Genomic DNA, 19,961 nt, shown 5'->3' on the forward strand with positions numbered 1-19,961 from the left:
CCTCCTATGAGCTTATATCACAGAACCAGAAGAATATAAGCTTAGCTAGGGAAACGGGGGCATAATTATGGCAAGACGACTATATATCATCATTTTGTAGAATCACCTTTCATTCTTTATATAGGAGGGCTAACCTAACCACTTTATTTATTCCAATAACTTTTTTTCTATGATCTCAACAAATTTTGTCGATGCTGGCGATAAAGATACACTTTTTAAAAAACATACACCAATACTTCTCTTAGGTATTTCCTGAGTTAATTGAACTTCATGCAATAATCCTTTATCCAAATACTCTTGAGAGAATTCTTTCGTCACACAAGCTACTCCTAAATTTATTTTTGCAAACTCCAATAGCAAATGATGTGACCCTAACTCAAAATCTGGCGATATCTGTATTCCTTTAGACAGTATATAATCTTCCACATACTTTCTGGAATTCGATTTCGATTCAAGAAAGATTAATGGCAGTTTTGCTATCGTATCCAGGCTAACAGGTTCGGATAATATGCTCTTGAATTTCTCCCCATAAACAAAAATATCATGAATATCAATGCATGGCCTTAGTTCCAATGCAGGATCATCAAGCGGGAAATTGCATATTCCAATATCTACCCCACCCGATTTGATCAGGGCGCAAATCTCATGTGTTGTGCCATTCACAATCTTGAACTTAATATTGGAATATCTGTTGTAAAAGGCCTCTAAATAAGGAAGTAAAAAGTATCTGGAAATCGTATCGCCAACACCTATTTTCAACTCACCTGTCGTTAAATTTTTTAATTCCAGCATCTTTTCTTCTCCGACATGAATTAAATTCATCGCCGAATCCGCATATTCAAATAAAAGGCTGCCTTCATTGGTTAAAAATACTCCTTTTGAAGTTCGTGTGAACAGACGCGTATCTAGCTCCCTTTCTAATTGCATGACCGCTTGGCTAACGGCTGGTTGCGTCATGTAAAGATCAAGAGCTGCTTTGGAAAAGCTTTTACGCTTCGCTACCCTACAAAACACTTTATATAAATCTAATTTGCTCACTATATAAGCTCCTCTTATATCAGGTATTCAATATATTAATTTCACTTATACCATTAAATAGCTGTATATTACAAATAGAAACGCCAATTCATGCAATTCACTTTAGTAATCCTAAGGAGCGATTATACTTGGAAAGAGTGGTAGGAACAGTCGTTAGAGGCCTCCGTTGCCCAATCATAAATCAAGGGGATAGCATAGAGGAAATCGTCGTGGATAGTGTGCTGAGAGCTTCCCAAGTGGAAGGCTTCAGCATTCAAGATAAAGATATCATCACCGTAACGGAATCTATCGTTGCTCGCGCTCAAGGTAACTATGCAAAGATCGATCATATCTCGAAAGATGTAAGCTCCAAATTTGGAGAAGAAACGGTTGGGGTCATTTTTCCGATCTTAAGCCGCAACCGCTTTGCAGTCTGCCTTCGCGGCATTGCAAAAGGGGCTAAAAAAATTGTTCTCATGCTTAGCTATCCTTCTGATGAAGTAGGAAATCACTTAGTGGATCTCGACATGCTCGATGAAAAAGGAGTGAATCCTTGGACGGATGTTTTAACAGAGCAGCAATTCCGTGAGCATTTTGGATATAAGAAACATACCTTTACCGGTATCGATTATATCGATTACTATAAATCGCTAATCGAAGAATATGGCGTGGAATGCGAAGTCATTTTCTCGAATAATCCCAAGACTATCTTGGAGTACACCAAAAATGTGCTAACTTGTGATATTCATACGAGATTCAGAACGAAGAAAATTTTAAAAGCCCATGGCGGAGATAAGATATATAGCCTCGATGACATCTTGGCAGCACCTATTGAGGGTAGTGGATATAATGAAACCTATGGCCTCTTAGGGTCAAATAAGTCAACAGAAGATGGCGTGAAGCTTTTCCCGCGTAATTGCCAACCTATCGTGGATAAAATACAGCATATGCTCATAGAAAAAACGGGCAAGCATGTTGAAGTGATGATTTATGGGGATGGAGCATTCAAAGACCCTGTGGGTAAAATTTGGGAGCTTGCTGATCCGGTTGTATCACCAGCCTACACTTCAGGACTCGATGGTACACCAAATGAAGTAAAGTTAAAGTATCTTGCGGATAATAACTTCGCTGATTTAAAAGGTGAGGAACTCAAGCAAGCTATATCTCAATATATTAGAGATAAAGAGACGGATCTCGTAGGAGCTATGGAAGCACAAGGTACTACACCCAGAAGATTAACGGATCTTATCGGCTCCCTATCTGATTTAACTTCTGGAAGTGGAGACAAGGGTACACCTATTATCTATATTCAAGGATATTTTGATAACTATACAAACTAACAGCAACGAATCCACAGAAGAAACCACTCCAATTATGGGGTGGTTTTTTACTACAATAAAATCGCCGTCCGATTCCCAGGTAGGGAACGTGAACGGCGACAGTTTTAGAGTCATCATGTAAGTGGCAGTTCTTTCGGCAAAAGCCGATATAACTTAGGCCAATTCCGCCAGCACCTTGCCAAGCCGGTCAAGCTGCTGTTCATTAGCTTCGATGCAGATCGCCTTAGCTTGTTCAAACTCCTCTTTTTTCTTGAAACGTTGACGGAAGGTGACCCTTGTGCGTCCTTTGATTTCCTCGAAGGTAGCCGTTACCCGGAATTCATGAACGTTTAGATGATCAATCACGACCCGCTCCTGCTGCACAAGCTCAACAAAGACGTTATGGTTAGGATAATCCACGCCATCCGGTCCGTGCATGGTGAACTTCCACGTGCCTCCCGGCCTTATATCGCATTCGTGAAACGTATGGGTGAAGCCTTTCGGTCCCCACCACCTGGCTAACAAATCGGGGGTTGTCCAGGCCCGATATACGAGCTCCCGCGGAACATCGTACTCTCGCGTAGCAACAAGTTCATTTTCACCTATGGTCGTGTTCATGCCTCCCCTTCTAATACCTTGCCCAGTGTATCCAACATGATGTTTGTACCATGTTCCCGTATTTCCGGCGTATCGTGTCCGTCAAAGAACGCACCTTGCTCCGTGTAAATCAGCTTTGTGCCACCCTCCACCTTGATAAGCTCGACCGATGTAATCGAGACGGAGAAGCGTATACCGTCCGAGTCCAGGGTATACGTATAGACAATGCGCTGCTCTGGGACAAGCTCCTGGTAGACTGCGTCGAAGGTAAAGACCGGCCCTTCCGGCGGTCCTCCACTGCTGTATTCACGTCCGCCAACCTGGAAATTGAAGATGTCCGGCTTCGAATACCACTTGGCTTTGGCTGTCGGATCGGCCCATGCGTGATAAACCCGCTCCGGTGAAGCGGCATAAGTCCTCTCGACGACAAAGGTTCCATGCTTGACAAATCGTTCGTTCATTGATTTTCCTCCTTATGTTTGGAAATTTAGTTCTCCTCGGCAAGAAAGTCTCCCAGCAGGTCCAAATGTCGCTCCCAACTCGTTTGCCGGTCAATGACGGGCTTCTCGAATTCCATCTTCATCGCTTGCAGTAGGCTCGTGAAATCTTCAACCGTTAATTCCGCCTGACCCTGCATCAGCTTGGAGACATGTCTAAGCTGCTCCAATAGTTTCTGCTGCAGTTTGATCTGCTCTTGGATTTGGTTGATCTGCAGGCCCACGATCTCAAGCGGACTGATCTGCCCGTCCGACAAGGCCGACTTAATCTCCTCGAGAGATAAGCCCAGCTCCTTAAGCGATAAAATCTGGTGCAGGCGTGACAAATTCGATTCGCTATATAGCCTGTGGCCCGACTCCGTCTGGCTGGAAGGAGATAACAAACCGATTTGATCGTAATAACGCAGGGTTCGTACCGTAAGCCCCGTCAGCTTGGCCAGATCCCCGACCTTCCAATGTCTATTCATGAACCAACTCCACTCTTTTGCGCTAGCTATGTACCGGTAACTTCATTGTAAAACATGACGTTACGTAAGGTGCAAGCGAAATTATGAAGCTCTAACGGAATTTTTTCGCGCCAATGAATTTCGGACATTAACACCTCACATATTTCCGTTTGAAGCCGAGCTGCCCTTTATCGACTGCCTTTTGAATGTTAACGGAAGCGTTCAAAAACTTGCTTTTGGCACCGCTGCCAACTTCCACCGGACCAACTTCCTTCGCAATCCCGACCGCCTTATCATGGAGCGGAAGATAGGACACTGCCACGGTGTATATGAAATTATTCATCGCGTACTTCGTGCGTTCAGGAGCATCATGAATCGTGTTTTTCACAAGCTCCAGCATACCGGCTATTTTCCCTTCGGAAAATTCTTGATCGGGACGATTCCCGAGCAGCCAGCAGTAACAGCTCCAGCCCGCCGACATGTTCAGCTCCATACCGCTTGCAATCCATTTATCGGAAACCTCCTGCGCAATATCCGTTTCCGCCAAAGTTACGGCTACTACATAATCCGATAGCATATAAAAATAAGCTCCATCCATCCACCGTTCAAAATCCGCCTCAGACATTGCCTTCGGATCGGCGATCACCCCCGCAAAGTACATCGCATCGTAATTCCCCGTGGCATAAAGCTCCTCAGCCAAGGGTTGGTTGTGTTTTATTTTCCTGAAGATGGGCTTCATCCCGCCCGTGGCTACGCCAAAAAGAGGTTCGCGCGCGCCGTTGGATTGGTACATCTTCTTGGTTCGTTCCTTGCCGAGAGCCTCAAGCTCTTGCATGACCATGTTTAAATTCATTGTTCACACTTCCTTTTTAATAGCTTGTCTTAGGGATTAGGCTTCTTTACTTGAATATATCATAAAACAGCATTCATCCAATGAAATCAGAACCGATTCAAAACAGCATGAAAAAGTGATCCAGCATATTTCCGCCATTATCATTTACTTAAAAATTCCTCTTGCTCAATAATACCTATCCTGCTATTATGAAGAAGCATGATTTTTGGAAAGCGAATATTCAGGTACATTTAGGATCTTTCCAAGCAGATAATCTTTGACCACTTCCACTTTGAAGTTAAGGCCATACGGACAGCCGGGTCAAATGCCGATTGGCAACTTTCGTTGCCTTATTGATTGAGTTAAAAGCTCAAATTTTATAAGTTGGTTACTTTACAACCAGTGCATATGCACACAACTTGTGAAACGGTCAATAAGAGTGGTAAAAGTAATTATTTGCTATATAGACTCTGATCCTAACATGATATATTTGAATATGAAGCGCCTTCCATATAACGCTTGAGTTTTATGGCTGACTGACGAGCACGCAAGAGGTTTGTCCGGTCATGCTTATGGGGACGATCTTATTATTTGACTATATCAAAGCAAGTGTGATGCGCATAATGCGTGTTTCGCTTGCTTTTTTTGTTGCCGTTTTTACATTTTAAAAAATTCACTTTGAATAGGAGATCGAAAAATGGGAAAAGCACTAGTCATCGGCGCCGGCGGCGTAGCATCTGTAGCCATTCATAAATGCGTTCAAAACAGCGAGGTATTCGAAGAAATCTGCATCGCCAGCCGTACGAAATCCAAATGCGATGAGCTGAAAGCAAAATTGGACGGCGGCAAAACCAAAATTACAACCGCACAGGTCGATGCGAACAACGTAGATGAGCTGATCGCTCTGATTAACGAAGTCAAACCGGATATCGTCATGAACCTGGCTCTGCCTTACCAGGATTTGACGATCATGGATGCTTGCCTGGCCACCAAAACGCACTATATGGATACGGCAAACTATGAGCCGGAAGATACGGCGAAATTCGAATACAAATGGCAATGGGATTACCGCGAGCGCTTTGAAAAAGCAGGAATCACAGCTTTGTTGGGCAGTGGATTCGACCCAGGCGTTACGGGCGTATTCTCCGCTTATGCGCTGAAACACTATTTTGACGAAATTGAATATATCGACATTCTGGATTGCAACGGTGGGGATCACGGTTATCCTTTCGCAACCAACTTCAACCCGGAAATCAATATCCGTGAAGTGTCCGCGAACGGACGCTACTGGGAAAATGGCCAATGGATCGAAACGAAGCCGATGGAAATCAAGCGTGAGTATAACTTCGCTGAAGTGGGCCAAAAGGATATGTACCTGCTCTACCATGAAGAGCTTGAATCCCTTGCGCAAAACATGCCTGGATTGAAACGCATCCGTTTCTTCATGACTTTCGGTCAAAGCTATCTCATGCACTTAAAGGCGCTTGAAAACGTAGGAATGACTTCCATCGAACCGATCGAATACGAAGGCAAACAAATCATTCCGCTTCAATTCCTGAAGGCCGTACTCCCGGACCCGGCTTCCCTGGGACCTCGCACGGTGGGCAAGACGAACATCGGCTGTATCTTTAAAGGAAAAAAAGACGGTCAAGACAAGACTTATTACGTCTACAATATTTGCGATCATCAAGAGTGCTATAAAGAAGTGGGCTCCCAAGCCATCTCCTATACAACTGGCGTTCCTGCCATGATCGGCGCAGCGCTGGTTATGACCGGCAAATGGAGTAAACCGGGCGTATACAATGTCGAAGAGTTCAATCCGGATCCATTCATGGAAGAACTGAACAAATGGGGACTTCCTTGGGTAGAAGACTTCAATCCAGTGCTGGTAGACGCATTGCCTGAAGAAGCGAAAGAGCCGGAGCTCGTTCGTTAAGATGCGGTTCGAGGAGTTACCGACACCCTGCTTCGTCGTCGATGAAGCGCTCATCGAGAAGAACCTGAAGATATTGAACGGCGTCATGCAGCGTACGGGAGCCAAGATCGTGCTTGCGCAAAAGGCTTTTTCGATGACCGCCATGTATCCCCTTATCGGACAATACTTAAGCGGTACGACCGCGAGCGGCCTATTCGAAGCACGGCTGGGCCAAGAAGAAATGGGCAAGGAAAATCACGTCTTTGCCCCTGCCTATCGCGAGGATGAAATCGACGAAATTATATCCATTTGCGACCATATCATCTTCAATTCCTTCTCCCAGCTGGAAAAGTATAAAGCGAAAGCTCTTGCTGCGGGTAGAAAGGTTGGCCTTCGCATCAATCCGGAATGCTCGACGCAAGTGGGACATGAAATTTATGATCCCTGCTCGCCGGGCTCCAGATTCGGCGTGAAACGGGAGGATTTCCGGCCGGAACTGCTGGAGGGCGTTACGGGCCTGCATTTCCATACCCTGTGCCAGCAGAACTCGGACGATTTGGAGACCACGTTGAATGCGGTCGAGAACAAGTTCGGACCATGGCTGCCCCAGATGGAATGGATTAATTTCGGCGGCGGTCACCATATCACGAGAGACGATTATGATATTCCGAGACTTGAAGCCTGCATTAAGCGAATGCAGAATACATACGGCTTGGAAGTCTATCTGGAACCGGGTGAAGCGATCGCGCTCAATGCGGGCTATATGGTCACCTCCGTCCTGGATATTCATAAGAACGGCATCGAGATTGCGATCGTGGACACGTCGGCAACCTGCCATATGCCGGATGTTCTGGAAATGCCGTATCGTCCGCCGCTTGTCGGTTCGGGCGAAGCCGGTGAGAAGGCGTTCACTTATCGGCTTGGCGGTCCGACCTGCCTGACGGGCGACGTCATCGGAGACTACTCCTTTGACCAGCCTCTGAAGAACGGCGACAGATTGGTGTTCGAAGACATGGCGATCTACTCCATGGTCAAAACCAACACCTTCAACGGCATGCCGCTACCGGCCATCGCTGTGCAGGACAAAGACGGCAACTGCCGCGTCGTGCGCGAGTTCGGCTATCAGGATTTTAAGATGAGACTCGCTTAATGAATCATTAAAGCCTTAACCCTGTAAAAAGGGTTAAGGCTTTTTGTTACAAATATTTTCTTTTATACATCAAAGTAATTTGATCCGCTATATATTCTGCGCTATGTTCCGTGCCCTCCTTAATCCACCACAGGATAACCCCCAGAAGTGACGATGCAACAATATCAACGGAGGCAACCCCCTTTGTGGAATTTATGTTTCTTGCGTCTCTGCGTTTTTCGATCGTTTTTTTCAACAGGTTGGACAAGTGTTTTTTGAAGCCTGGATGCTCAACCAATACAGCGAAAACCTTTCGGTACTCATAAAAATAATTTAAAAATGTAACCAGCTGCTCCTGTTCGTTTCTGCTCTTCACTTGTAATAGCGGTTCGACTTTCATGGACAGGTCATCAAAGATCTCATGCACGATCTGGCGCAACAAATCGTTAATATCCTCATAATGCAAATAAAACGTTGCACGGTTTAGTTCTGCACGGTTGGCAATTTTTTGGACGGTCAATTGAGAAATTTCCACATTGTCGGCCAGCAATGAAAATACAGCATGTTTCAGCATCTTTTTTGAACGAATGGCTCGTGGATCGACTCTTTTATGTTCAGGCATTTCATCCCTCGATTATCGCTTATTTGTCACTTCATCGACCAATTTATGTCTTTTGTCGATTAGTCGACATTTTCAGCAGAATTGCAAATGGGAAATCTTCTTCAATACTGATAAGATATATTTTATTGACACTCTGTCGAAAAAGCAATGAGGAGAGGAAAGCAATAATGCAGGAAGACATAAAGAAAATCAATAAAGGAATCTTACTCACCATTTTAATCTTCGGTTGTTTCTTATCCACACTCAACCAGACGCTATTAAACGTCGCCTTGAGTAATCTGATGGATGTATTCGATGTCACGGCAGCAACTGTCCAATGGATTTCAACGGGCTTCATGCTGGTCAACGGGATATTGATCCCGATTACGGCCTATCTAATGAAACGCTTTACAACGCGGCAGTTATTTATAAGTGCCATGGCATTTTTACTCATCGGTTCGATCATTTGTGCAGCGGCGCCAAGCTTTATGGTGCTCTTAATCGGACGGATGATCCAAGCTGCCGGTGCAGGAATCGTCATGCCGCTCATGATGAGTGTTGTGCTTGCCATCTTCCCCGTTGAAAAACGCGGCAGCGCGATGGGACTGCTTGGGCTGGCCATGATTTTCGCTCCGGCCATTGGACCGACGCTCTCGGGATTTATTGTCGAATACCACTCATGGCGCTGGTTATTTATCGGTCTCATCCCGCTTGTCATCATTGTCATCCTGCTTGCCTTCAAGTATTTGGTCAATGTATCCGAAACGTCGAAGTCGAAACTGGATGTCGTAAGCGTTCTGTTATCGACCGTCGGATTTGGCTTGATTTTATATGGATTCAGTAGTGCAGGCAGTAAAGGCTGGGATGATGTTATAGTCATCCTATCCTTAGGAATCGGGATCGTTGTGACAGCCATATTCTGTATTCGCCAAGTCAAGTCCGATGATCCACTGCTCAACCTGTCTGTCTTCAAAAATAAAGTCTTCACGTTAACGTCGATTATTAACGTACTAGTCACGATGATGATGTACGCAGATATGATCTTGCTGCCTATTTATCTGCAGAATGGCCGTGGTTTTACAGCGTTTGATGCAGGACTGCTCTTATTGCCGGGTGCGCTTGTCAATGCGTTCATGTCACCTGTTACCGGTAAGTTATACGACCGTTTCGGTGCGAAGCCGCTGTTCATCATTGGTTTATTATTTATTATTCCGTCCATGTGGGCGGTAACCGATTTATCTGCATCGACCACGTATATGTATTTGATGATCCGTACGATTTGCCTGCGCATTGGCTTAAGCTTCATCACCATGCCGCTCAATACGGCCGGACTCAATGCGCTGCCCAAACAGCTCGGTACGCATGGTACGGCAGTGAATAATACCGTTCGCCAAATTGCCGGAGCCATTGGTACTGCTGTCGTAATTACGATTTATACCGTACAGGCAACAAGCCATGCAGCGACATTGATGCAGAACAATCCTTCTACGACTAATGAGCTTCTTAAATCCCTTACGTCCATTTTAGGGGCAAGCGACGCCTACTACTTTATGATGATTCTATCGGTTGTCGCATTTGTTATCACCTTATTTATGCCCACGAAACGTAAGGCCGCGGTTGAAAAGAAAGCATGAAAAAAAGCCACTCCTTTTCAGGAGTGGCCTTTTTTCGATGTATTGGATGAACGGGTACCCATAAATCAGGAGGTAGAACCAATGAATTGAACCGTCTGATGCCGAATATCACTCAAAAAAAAGTTCCCCCAACAATTACGCGAGTTAGAAGAGGACGGGGGCATTAATCGTATTGTTCATCATCAAATTCCTCCAAAAGTGGAATATGAGCTTAGTGAATATGGATGGAGCTTGCAGGATATTTTAAACTCTTTGTGTTCATGGGGAGAAAGACATATCATGAATGTATATGGCGATAAATATGCTGTTTTGGAGGAGAGCATTTTAAACGAATAACTGAAAAAACAAGAAATGCGAGGCGAATGAAATGATGGAAATCACGACTGAATTGGTACGTCAATTAATCAACAGCCAATTCCCCGAGTGGAAAGACTTAGAGATCGTCCCCGTCGAAAAAAGCGGGCATGATAACCGGACCTATCGGCTGGGACACAACATGACGGTTCGCCTGCCAAGTCATGAAAGTTACGCTTCGGCGGTTATGAAAGAACGGACCTGGCTCCCTGTTTTCCAACCTCTTCTGTCCTTGCCTATTCCGGCTCCCGTTGCGCAAGGCGAACCGACAAACGAATATCCCCTTCCATGGTCCGTTAACCGGTGGATTGAAGGCGATACTGTCACGCATGCCAACGTACCCGATTTAAACGGATTTGCCGAAGACCTCGCGGGCTTTCTGAACGAATTGGAGGCAATCGATGCAAGCCAAGGCATACCATCAGGTGTCCAAAACTTTCATCGCGGGGGGAATTTGGCGGTGTACGATTCGGATACAAGGTCCACCATTGACAAGCTCTCCGACTCCCATGACCAAAAGCTCTTGACGGAAATATGGGAGCTTGCCCTTGCGACCAGATATCAATCGGCACCGCTATGGCTGCATGGGGACGTGGCAGTAGGCAATTTGCTCGTGCAAAATGGGCGGCTGTGCGGCGTCATTGATTTCGGAACGATGGGCGTTGGTGATCCCTCAAGCGATCTTGTGATGGCATGGAACTTTTTCGATGATATAAGTCGTGGTATTTTTCTTAGCCGCATGAACTTCGACCAGGTTACGGTCAATCGCGGACGTGGTTGGGCTCTGTGGAAAGCACTCATCACCTACGCTTGGAATGAACCGGGCTCGGAGGCCTCGAATTGGGGAAAGTATGTAATCGATGTCATCATTCGAGACTACAAGTCGCTATACGCATAAAAAAATGGCCTGCAAATGCAGGGCCATTTTTTTTAATAAATTACGTGCTATGAAGTTGAAGTGAGATCAAAAAAATAGAAGCCATGGTTAGCCCATTGTCTTTGAAAAGTTCAATCCAAGGGTCTAAAAGTTATTTTTGAGAATCAAGAATAAACATGGATGCATCCTGCCCCATGAATATATTACTCCCGTGATAAAAAGTTTTAGATTGAATATTCCTGTACCCTATTTTAGTCATCATCTCCATTAAACTTACTTGATTAAATCCGTTATGCACGATATCTGATGTTACTTTTTCATTTTTATCAAAATCGACGATGATTACATGTCCTCCAACATTTAAAACATCGAATAATCTTGATAAAATCAATTCAACATCGGGAATATGAAGCAGAACCTGGGTCATGAAAATATAGTCAGCACGTAAATCCGATAGACCTTCCTTTTCAAGGTCAAAGCATAATGTACCTGCATTCTGAATATTAAAACCGGAAATTTTTTGATTTATCTGATCAATCATGTTGTGTGATGCATCCAGAAAAAGCACGGAATTAAACTCGCTTATCAAGTTCATTCCGACAAGACCCGTTCCGCATCCAAAATCAATAGCACTCTTACTATTAGCATCAACTAAATATTCACGAATGGCATCTGAAGATACCTTTGCAATTTGGATTCTTTCAGGAGTGTCATATATATTAGCTATCATTTCAAACTTATCCGTATTTCCCATTCGTATCTCTCCTATCTGCCAGAAGATTGAATCCACCAACTACTCATACCGCGACCTTCTCGGCAATTTCCTCTTTGTCCAAAACGATATCCCCCGTGGCCCATTGCAAGGCTCCATCATGGATCATTTGCGCAAAGATAGGTGTATAGAAAGCCCCTTCATCCTTTGAACAGACGGGTGTGAGCAATACTCTCATGATCGAATTTAACTTTCCCTTTCGTTCTTTTCAAGATAGTTTACTAAAGCAGCAAGCGTTTGTTTAATAATATATCACAATAAGGAGCTAGGAAAAATGAAAGTATTACTTCTTCTCTGTCGCAAAATAAAGGATGGCTGCAATCGGGAAAACCATTCCAATCCATATCACGGCACTCCATCCTCCTGTGGCATATGTCCATCCCCCAATTGCGGATCCGATAGCACCGCCAAAAAAGAAGATAGCCATAAATAGCCCATTCAGCCGACTGCGAATTTCCGGACTCAGCGAGAAGAGCGCGCGTTGTCCAAGCACAAGATTTGCGGATACGCCGGCGTCCAGTAAAATAGCTGAAACCACAAGAACAATGATTCCGGTAATTGAACCCGTACGGATCATAAGCGGCAGCAACATCGAACTGATGACAGTGGCGAGCGCAATCCCTGTTGCGGGTTTAGTCCAGCCGCGGTCTGCCAGCCGTCCAGCCAAAGGCGCGGCTATTGCACCCGTGACTCCGACAAGCGCGAACAATGCGATGTTTATCTGTGAAAAATGAAAGATCGGGCCGGATAACAGTAACGGAACTGTTGTCCAAAATAAGCTGAAAGTTGCAAACACACATGCATGATAAGCAGCCCGGCGGCGTAGGATCGGGGTTGTGCGCAGCAAGTGCCACATCGAACCGAGCAGAGCGGTATAGCGTGTGTCCGTCATGGGCTTTCTTGCAGGAAGCACCTTTGACAGTACGATCGCCAAAATAATAACCGCCGCGGCAGACAAGGCGAATACGGCATGCCAGCCCAGAAAGTCGGCCACCAGGCTCGACAACGGACGCGAGAGCATGATGCCAAGTAACAAACCGCTCATGACATTGCCGACAACGCGACCGCGTGAAGAATCGGATGCAAGGTATGACGCAAAAGGCACGAGTACCTGTGCGGCCACTGACCCGACGCCGATGACAAACGAAGCCGCCAGGAAGGGCACAGCTTGCTTCGATATTGCCGTGATTGCAAGAGCAACACCCGTGAGAAGTAAAGATCCGACAACCAGCCTTCGATTTTCAACGATATCTCCCATAGGTACGATAAATAACAAGCCGACTACATAACCAATCTGTGTTAACGTCACGATCAAGCCGGAACTGTTTGCGGACAGCCCGATGGAAGAGCTGATGACCCCAACCAAGGGCTGCGCATAGTAAAGATTAGCTACAATGACGCCGCATGCGGCAGCCAGAAGTAGGGTTAACCATGTTGAGATGTTCTTTTCGATAGTTTGTTTTTTTAAAGCAGTCATTTTAGGCAACTCCTTATATAGAAATATAATGTGTTCTACTGTCAAATTCATGGCTTCGCTACAGTTACGATTCGATCCGGTTTCCTCCTCACATAGTTCCTCTATTTCCATTTAAAATACTGAACGTGTAGTTTATAAATTGTATAACAGAATAATATACTGAACGTGTAGTTTTGTAAATAGGTGATTGCAACTTTATTTTTTATTTATAATCGGTATACTGAACGTATAGTTTATTTTTATCGGATCAGATATGTATGGATGAAAGGGGATGATGACGATGAATGGAAAAAGAGGCCGGCCGCGTAATATAGAAGCTCAAAAGTCTATTCTTTCCGCATCATACGAGTTATTGCTGGAAAATGGCTTTCAAGCCGTCACAGTGGATAAAATCGCCGATCGTGCCCAAGTTAGCAAAGCCACGATATATAAATGGTGGCCTAACAAGGCTGCCGTGGTTATGGATGGTTTCCTTCATGCCGCCACGGACAGATTACCCGTGCCTGATACAGGTACAACATTTAATGATATTTTAATTCATGCCACGAATTTAACAAGGTTTTTGACAAGCCGAGAGGGGACCATCATTACGGAGTTATTAGGCGAAGGGCAGTTTGATTCAGGATTGGCGGAGGCCTATCGTGCTCGGTTTTTCCGTCCCCGCAGACTTGAGGCAAGAGGTCTTTTGGAAAAAGGGGTTCAACGCGGGGAATTGAAAAACAATCTCGACATTGGCATATGCATTGACCTCATTTACGGGCCGATTTTCTATCGTTTGCTTGTGACAGGCGAAACCTTGGACGAAACCTATGTGGAGAATTTAGTAAGAAACGCATTTGAAGGAATCCGTTCAACCTGAGTCATATTTGTTCGTATATCCAACAAATATCGAATGCGCCGGGCAGAACGTAAGCGCCTTGCCCGAAGACTTCCTTTCAAGCGGCTTTGGCGCTTCGTTATTAATCGAATCAAAAACCCTTGCTCATGGAGCAAAGGCTTTATCGAATTACCCACCACTTCACTTACTATATCGCATACATGTAGATGTTTGAACATTTCACACATGTTCAATAGGCACCCCACCGGGTGCCTTTCATCGCTTTATAATAAAAACTTGTGGCTTCGGTTGATCGCTGGTCAGAACACTTCTTCTTAGCGGTCTTTCAGAGCATGCTCGATTCGCTTATCCGGCATGAACCAGATTACGGCAACGAGTACAAAAAAGAAGCCAGATATCCAGGGACTCACATATGCGGTCAAGGCTGCAGCTAAGTAGAGTAAGGGCGACATTTTCCCCTTCCAGTCTTTCCCCATTATCAAAAAGAATGAGGAATCACTGGTATGCTGGTTAATAATTGCCCGCTGGAGCAGCCAGTACGCGAATGCTGCGAGTAATAGTATAATACCGTACAGCGCTGTTGGAGTGGCTGCAAAGTGGCTTTCCCCCATCCAAGCTGTCGTAAACGGGATAAGGGATAGCCAGAATAGAAGCAGCAAATTGAGCCACATCAACGGCCCGTTCATCGTTCGAACCATGTGCAGCAAATGATGATGATTGTTCCAGTAGATGCCGATATATACGAAACTAAAGATGTAGCTAAGAATCTTTGGGCCGAGCTCGATCAGCGCATGCCAGTCATGGCCTGCCGGCACTTTAAATTCCAGTACCATGATCGTAATGATAATCGCCAATACGCCATCGCTGAACGCTTCCATCCGATTCGCCTTCATTGTGTCTCAACCTCTCTCGCTTCTCGCGCTATATTAACCTTTTCGACACTAGTAACTTTGCATAAAATCCTTCATCTCGTCAAGCAAAAACCCTCTTTACCTGCTTAGGCACATAAATATGGACGAATACCACTTATGCTGATCACTCATTTGACTTAGAATTACCGTAAAAGATTGAAAAAGGCTGTGATTCTAATATTAATCAAAAGAGACAAATGGTTGCAATATCGCATCCTTCAGAATAGTTCCTCTCTTGCCGGATGGTTGCCAGATACACAGTTGCTTAAGAAAGACGCTTTATCGAAGATGCTGCTTCAATATCAAAGCGTCGTACTGAAACCCCGCGACGGGAGTTACGGAAGAGATATCCTGTTCATTAAACGGAACGGTATGAACGCCTATCGTATTCATAACGAAAAGAATGCGGTCACCATGAGAGACACAGGTAAGTTACTCAAAGAGCTCCGTAAAAAAAACAGAGGTCTTGGATATATTGTCCAGCGGCGTCTGCAGCTTGCTCAAATTGGGCGCAAGCCGTTCGACATTCGGATCATGGCTCAGCGGAAAAAAGGCTCCTCATCCACGTGGAACGTGACAGGCTCATACGCGAAAGTGGCGGCGCAAGGATATCTGGTCACGAATGTGACCAGCCAAACCATTCCAGTGCCTGAAGCGCTAAAATTAGCCCGAATCGGAGATCGGAGCTTGCTTGTCGAAGCGGAACGGATCGCACTATTGGCTGCCAAACGACTGGGAGACCGTTATCCCAAGCTTAGACAAGTCGGGTTCGATATAGGCATCGACAGGAAACGTCGGATTTGGATCATCGAAGGCAATTATCAACCAGACTTGCGCCCATTCCGGCAATTGAAGGATTCCTCGATGCATCGCAGAATATTATGGTATAAGAAACATTAAAGCAAAGAAAAAACGACCGGCCTTTTATCATTGGCTTGTCGTCGTCTTTTCTTGTTTGGTACCTATTCTTGATCATGCCCCGCTTGGGATTTACTTGCGTCTTCCGGCACTTACTACGCGCGTCACTTGGAACTTATTTACCCCTACCTGTATAATGGCAAACCGGCTGAAAGATGTGCCGGAAGAAGTATAAGGTTCCGCTTCGATATTTCCACTCGGCGTTCTAACCGTTGCGGTGATTCTTGTCACCAAACAGACTCCGCGACTAGAAGCTCTCCAAGTCTCGTCACGCTGAACACTATAATTGTCGTCACTACAAAAGATGGAAGCATACTCAACCTTCCCAAACGCATTAAACGAAGTAGAGTTAGTGATCTGAACGGGGTCATAACCCTTAGGTCCTCTATTTCCCATCATCATAACCTCCCTTATTATTGATATTTTCATTAAATGCAATAGAACCGTTTTGGTAAGGTATAAATGTGGACAGGAAAAAAAAGTGCGTTTTTCCGGTGGTCATGAGTATACGGCAGCTTATGATGCTGTAATCTCAAAAAAAGAACCACCCTCGTAGTTAAACAGGAGGTTCGAGAACTATAGGTCTAATAAAGCAAGCCTCATCTAAAAAGAGGTTGTCCCTCTGTCATTTTATGACTTTTGGGACAACCTCTGTCGAACTATTCCACATCCTCTACAACAATTTTACACATCTTATTCGATGACCTCTAATTGAATTATGAATTATGGAGTAATTTCAAAAACAGTACCTTGGTTAAAATCAGCAACTTTCATGGAGCCATAAACCCCTAAGTATAATCTGGTTTGATCCAAATTCGTTCCTAAGCTTACATAATAAGCGGACTCAGACCCAAAATTATAATCGGTTTCGATTATACTAAAGTCATTTAATTTACAATCAGTTTGTCCCCTGACATAAGCTAAAATCCCTCTAACTGGAGGGCGAACCCCTTCATTCTTGGCAAGATCGGTAAACACTATGCTTCCTGTTAAACCGGGGATGCCAGCCCCCATATAGGCTTGAACACCTGTAAGCGCGGTTCCTCCAAACTTATCAGGGCGAGGATCTTTATGAAAATAACTGATTAGAGGCTGAAGACGCCTCACTGAGGTTTCTACTGCTTCATTGTAATAAGCTATTGTCTTCTCATCCACAGCTTTACTTGCAGCGCAGCCCTTAATAATCGTAGTCGGAAGTGCACCTTCCCACCCTCGCCAGCCAAAGTTAATCAATCCCTCTTGGTCAAGCTCAGCGTTCCCTACTGAAGCCTGAACAAGCTGGGTGACCGGGATTGGCGTATAATGAACGAATGAAAAAATCGACTCGACCAAGTCCTGTCCGACATTCCCCACATATTTGATATACCGGTTATAAACCTTTTCAAATGAAATGCCTGGTACATTGCGAACGCCCTTGGCAATGACCGTAAGCGTTTCTTGAATAGGTACGGGAAGTTCATTAAAACGTGTAACTACGGGCGGATTATAAATCAACGTCTCCTTAGCTACATCCATTTCAATAATCTTCCCCGCGATTTCCATATTATCTTGACTTAAATTAAATGGATCAAAGCCTGACCCGCCATCTCCGGTTGTTAAAACAAGCTTTCCTGTTTCTGGTGAAAAGTTTAAGCTATTGACGCCATTGTGATTAAGAAATGGTCTCCTTAGGTTAAGTAATGTCCGTCGTCTTTGAGGTTGACCATTCGGTTGTAAACTCCATTCTTCAACTGTATCGATATGATCATAATTCGTTTCCCTATTCGTCCACCTGAGGTTTAAAGTTCCGGGATCACATGGGTTAGGCTTAAAAGACTCAAGCGGAGCACCCGGAATTGCACCTGGACCTTGTGTCCCGGCTACTGAAAAATGAAGATAGAAAAGACCGTTATAATAAAAATCGGGATGAAACGCTAACCCTAACAATCCGCGCTCATCATACCCTCCCCTAGAAGCACCTAGTTTTATGATTCGGGGGCGAATATCTAAAAAAGTCCTTATAACTCCGTCTCCTATGTAAAAGATCTCTCCTACTTGGGTTGCAATAAATAATCTTTCAATTGAATCACCTGGAAGTATAGCTGTTTTCATAACAGTGGGCATATTGAGCTTATCTACAATGGGCTGTAAACTAACCTTAATTTTTTTCAACTAACTTCTGCACCCCCTACTCTTATTTCCCCTTTTAGAAATATGATTAGAACGGTTCCTTTAGTACCAGCACACACTTATACCACCATACCGTAATGAAGCATCGCTCTTGGTGTAACCGCACAGTCTGATTTCCATGGAGATGAACCCGGATCCATCTGCGTATCAAATTCAATCGTTTGAGGCTTCTCCACTCTCCATAGCAGAATAAGCGTTTCTCTGTTCGGAAATGCTAGGCCGGCGCGGCGACGTACTCGGCATGCTCTAGTAAATCCGAATGGAGCTCGGTATGAGCATCAAGACGCAAAACGGGATAAAGCAGAGTCATTTCCTGCTCCATCCCGTTTGCGTTTTTCGTCGTGCTGCTTTCCTGAGCGACTTAATCCGTCTGTCGCTAATCATTCTTCCCTCCACCTGCGCCTTTGTTTACTTTAATATTGTCCTTTAATTACAAAAAACGAGCCTCGAATGGTTCCAGCCAGTTTAGACTTCTGCCTGGCAAACTTAAATTTCCCTTCTAACTCCTTCGGTACATCCATTCCCTCCGAAAGCTTAAAACCAACGGCCCGCTTCTTAGGGTCATCAACCGTATACATGACATTGATCCCAAGACCATCCTCATAAAAGACGTAAGTAAATTGGATATTTTCCACTTGAAAACGCGACGTTTCTAAAGGTTTGGCCGCAAACGCAATATCGCGTTCTTTCAAAATGCGGTTCACATAATCAAGGTTTTCCTGACTTTCGCTAGCGGGTACGACTGTAAATTCATGTTTGTACTTGTTCATAAAGTAACGGGCTTCATTAGCACGTAATCCAGTAAGCGCTTCTGCTACAGGTGAAGACTCTAAACCAACCTTAGATACATTCTTGAAATCAACGATATAGGACATTCTCATTCCTCCTAAAAGTTTTGCTAGTGTTACATCTTAGAACCCACTTCGAGCAAAACTCGCATCGAAAGCATTCACCTAAAAGTTTTGCTAGTGTTACATTTTAGAACCTACTTCGAGCAAAACTCGCATCGGAAGCATTCATCTAAAAGTTTTGCTAGTGTTACATCTTAGAACCTACTTCGAGCAAAACTCGCATCGAAAGCATTCATCCACCCGTTTATTTACTAACAACCGGAACCCATACTTCACCATAGACAAGGCCATCTCGCTGCCCCATCTCAACCGTTGTATTGGGTCCACCAACATAGGCAAAATTCTGGGCTTCTGGCAAGGCCTGACCAAAGGCAATGCCGATAAGCGTATTGCTCATCTCTTCGGCCGTCTTCCCTTCGCCTTTAACGACGAGGTATTGCCCCTTCGGGAATTGAATAACTCTGTGTTCTTCCGGTACTGATTTTTCTGTCATGACACCGGCATAATACATCATCTTGTTATTTACCGCTTCGTTCACGGCAAAAATGTAGTCATTCTTGGCAATGGCCTTTAAAGCGTCAAGCCTTCCATCCTGTTCCACTGCCTGCCAAAAGTTCTCCTTCTCCTTGTTCATGCCGGCATAATCTGTGTAATTACTCTTCAGTTCCGTTCCAATACCTAGAACGATAAAGCTTTCTTTTTCCTCAAAGTTATACGCTGTCATCATCAACACTCCTTTTTTTGAATAGATCAAATGATTTTTTTTACTTGATATGTTTATATTAACTACAAACCATGTCAAAATAT

At 44.6% G+C, this 19,961-nt stretch carries 21 protein-coding genes and 1 pseudogene; 8 read left to right on the forward strand and 14 right to left on the reverse strand.

Going from position 1 to position 19,961, the window contains the following annotated elements; all coding sequences use genetic code 11:
* Positions 1-147: 147 nt before the first annotated feature.
* Positions 148-1,041, reverse strand: a complete 894-nt coding sequence (locus tag E6W40_RS20225; protein ID WP_136607423.1) for a LysR family transcriptional regulator — start codon at positions 1,039-1,041, stop codon at positions 148-150.
* A 125-nt stretch (positions 1,042-1,166) separates the two neighbouring features.
* Between E6W40_RS20225 and E6W40_RS20230 the strand changes: the two genes are divergently transcribed.
* Positions 1,167-2,357, forward strand: a complete 1,191-nt coding sequence (locus E6W40_RS20230) for a coenzyme F420-0:L-glutamate ligase (protein ID WP_136607424.1) — start codon at positions 1,167-1,169, stop codon at positions 2,355-2,357.
* A 153-nt stretch (positions 2,358-2,510) separates the two neighbouring features.
* Here the strand turns inward: E6W40_RS20230 and E6W40_RS20235 are convergent, their stop codons facing one another.
* From E6W40_RS20235 to E6W40_RS20250, 4 genes are all read right to left on the reverse strand, one after another.
* Complete coding sequence (locus E6W40_RS20235) at positions 2,511-2,954, reverse strand: SRPBCC family protein (RefSeq protein ID WP_136607425.1); 444 nt, start codon at positions 2,952-2,954, stop codon at positions 2,511-2,513.
* Positions 2,951-3,394 (reverse strand): SRPBCC family protein, encoded by a 444-nt coding sequence (locus E6W40_RS20240; protein WP_136607426.1) that lies wholly within the window; start codon positions 3,392-3,394, stop codon positions 2,951-2,953. The genes E6W40_RS20235 and E6W40_RS20240 overlap by 4 nt, the downstream gene beginning before the upstream one ends.
* Positions 3,395-3,420: 26 nt before the next feature.
* Positions 3,421-3,897 (reverse strand): MerR family transcriptional regulator, encoded by a 477-nt coding sequence (locus E6W40_RS20245; protein WP_136607427.1) that lies wholly within the window; start codon positions 3,895-3,897, stop codon positions 3,421-3,423.
* A 127-nt stretch (positions 3,898-4,024) separates the two neighbouring features.
* A complete protein-coding gene (locus E6W40_RS20250; protein WP_136607428.1) occupies positions 4,025-4,729 on the reverse strand; it encodes a DNA alkylation repair protein in 705 nt (234 codons plus the stop codon).
* A 676-nt stretch (positions 4,730-5,405) separates the two neighbouring features.
* On the opposite strand from E6W40_RS20250, the gene E6W40_RS20255 reads away from it, so the two are divergent.
* Both E6W40_RS20255 and nspC read left to right on the forward strand, forming a co-directional pair.
* Positions 5,406-6,644: a saccharopine dehydrogenase family protein gene (locus E6W40_RS20255; RefSeq protein ID WP_136607429.1), complete on the forward strand. Its 1,239-nt coding sequence runs from the start codon at positions 5,406-5,408 to the stop codon at positions 6,642-6,644.
* Between the two features lies 1 nt (position 6,645).
* Positions 6,646-7,773, forward strand: a complete 1,128-nt coding sequence (nspC, locus tag E6W40_RS20260) for a carboxynorspermidine decarboxylase (protein ID WP_136607430.1) — start codon at positions 6,646-6,648, stop codon at positions 7,771-7,773.
* A gap of 46 nt (positions 7,774-7,819) precedes the next feature.
* On the opposite strand, the gene E6W40_RS20265 is transcribed toward nspC, so the two are convergent.
* Entirely contained in the window at positions 7,820-8,374 is a 555-nt protein-coding gene (locus E6W40_RS20265; RefSeq protein ID WP_136607431.1) for a TetR/AcrR family transcriptional regulator, read from the reverse strand.
* Positions 8,375-8,541: 167 nt separating this feature from the next.
* On the opposite strand from E6W40_RS20265, the gene E6W40_RS20270 reads away from it, so the two are divergent.
* The 3 genes and pseudogenes from E6W40_RS20270 to E6W40_RS20280 all read left to right on the forward strand — a co-directional run bounded on the left by E6W40_RS20270 (position 8,542) and on the right by E6W40_RS20280 (position 11,239).
* Complete coding sequence (locus tag E6W40_RS20270) at positions 8,542-9,987, forward strand: DHA2 family efflux MFS transporter permease subunit (protein ID WP_136607432.1); 1,446 nt, start codon at positions 8,542-8,544, stop codon at positions 9,985-9,987.
* Between the two features lie 74 nt (positions 9,988-10,061).
* A pseudogene (locus E6W40_RS20275) lies at positions 10,062-10,323 on the forward strand (winged helix-turn-helix transcriptional regulator); the annotation flags it as partial.
* 31 nt (positions 10,324-10,354) lie between these two features.
* Positions 10,355-11,239, forward strand: a complete 885-nt coding sequence (locus tag E6W40_RS20280) for an aminoglycoside phosphotransferase family protein (RefSeq protein WP_136607433.1) — start codon at positions 10,355-10,357, stop codon at positions 11,237-11,239.
* Positions 11,240-11,369: 130 nt separating this feature from the next.
* Here the strand turns inward: E6W40_RS20280 and E6W40_RS20285 are convergent, their stop codons facing one another.
* The 3 genes from E6W40_RS20285 to E6W40_RS20290 all read right to left on the reverse strand — a co-directional run bounded on the left by E6W40_RS20285 (position 11,370) and on the right by E6W40_RS20290 (position 13,467).
* On the reverse strand, positions 11,370-11,972 hold the full coding sequence (locus E6W40_RS20285; RefSeq protein WP_136607434.1) for a class I SAM-dependent methyltransferase: 603 nt from the start codon (positions 11,970-11,972) through the stop codon (positions 11,370-11,372).
* A gap of 43 nt (positions 11,973-12,015) precedes the next feature.
* A complete protein-coding gene (locus tag E6W40_RS29585) occupies positions 12,016-12,168 on the reverse strand; it encodes a hypothetical protein (protein WP_168928996.1) in 153 nt (50 codons plus the stop codon).
* A gap of 105 nt (positions 12,169-12,273) precedes the next feature.
* On the reverse strand, positions 12,274-13,467 hold the full coding sequence (locus E6W40_RS20290) for an MFS transporter (protein WP_136607435.1): 1,194 nt from the start codon (positions 13,465-13,467) through the stop codon (positions 12,274-12,276).
* Between the two features lie 280 nt (positions 13,468-13,747).
* Here E6W40_RS20290 and E6W40_RS20295 point away from each other — a divergent pair, with 280 nt between their 5' ends.
* The gene (locus E6W40_RS20295) at positions 13,748-14,326 is read left to right on the forward strand and encodes a TetR/AcrR family transcriptional regulator (RefSeq protein ID WP_136607436.1); all 579 of its coding nucleotides are present in this window, start codon (positions 13,748-13,750) and stop codon (positions 14,324-14,326) included.
* 293 nt (positions 14,327-14,619) lie between these two features.
* Here E6W40_RS20295 and E6W40_RS20300 read toward each other — a convergent pair whose 3' ends face one another.
* Entirely contained in the window at positions 14,620-15,198 is a 579-nt protein-coding gene (locus tag E6W40_RS20300) for a TMEM175 family protein (RefSeq protein ID WP_136607437.1), read from the reverse strand.
* Positions 15,199-15,417: 219 nt separating this feature from the next.
* Between E6W40_RS20300 and E6W40_RS20305 the strand changes: the two genes are divergently transcribed.
* Complete coding sequence (locus tag E6W40_RS20305; RefSeq protein ID WP_168928998.1) at positions 15,418-16,116, forward strand: YheC/YheD family protein; 699 nt, start codon at positions 15,418-15,420, stop codon at positions 16,114-16,116.
* A gap of 90 nt (positions 16,117-16,206) precedes the next feature.
* Here E6W40_RS20305 and E6W40_RS29770 read toward each other — a convergent pair whose 3' ends face one another.
* From E6W40_RS29770 to E6W40_RS20325, 4 genes are all read right to left on the reverse strand, one after another.
* Entirely contained in the window at positions 16,207-16,365 is a 159-nt protein-coding gene (locus tag E6W40_RS29770; RefSeq protein ID WP_211147057.1) for a hypothetical protein, read from the reverse strand.
* Between the two features lie 492 nt (positions 16,366-16,857).
* On the reverse strand, positions 16,858-18,285 hold the full coding sequence (locus E6W40_RS20315) for a PQQ-dependent sugar dehydrogenase (RefSeq protein WP_136607440.1): 1,428 nt from the start codon (positions 18,283-18,285) through the stop codon (positions 16,858-16,860).
* A gap of 431 nt (positions 18,286-18,716) precedes the next feature.
* Positions 18,717-19,178, reverse strand: a complete 462-nt coding sequence (locus tag E6W40_RS20320; RefSeq protein ID WP_136607441.1) for a phage tail protein — start codon at positions 19,176-19,178, stop codon at positions 18,717-18,719.
* A gap of 220 nt (positions 19,179-19,398) precedes the next feature.
* A complete protein-coding gene (locus tag E6W40_RS20325; RefSeq protein WP_136607442.1) occupies positions 19,399-19,878 on the reverse strand; it encodes a GyrI-like domain-containing protein in 480 nt (159 codons plus the stop codon).
* Between the last annotated feature and the right edge of the window lie 83 nt (positions 19,879-19,961).

It is taken from the genome of Paenibacillus dokdonensis (assembly GCF_004916975.1).
GTDB lineage: Bacteria > Bacillota > Bacilli > Paenibacillales > Paenibacillaceae > Paenibacillus_AQ > Paenibacillus_AQ dokdonensis.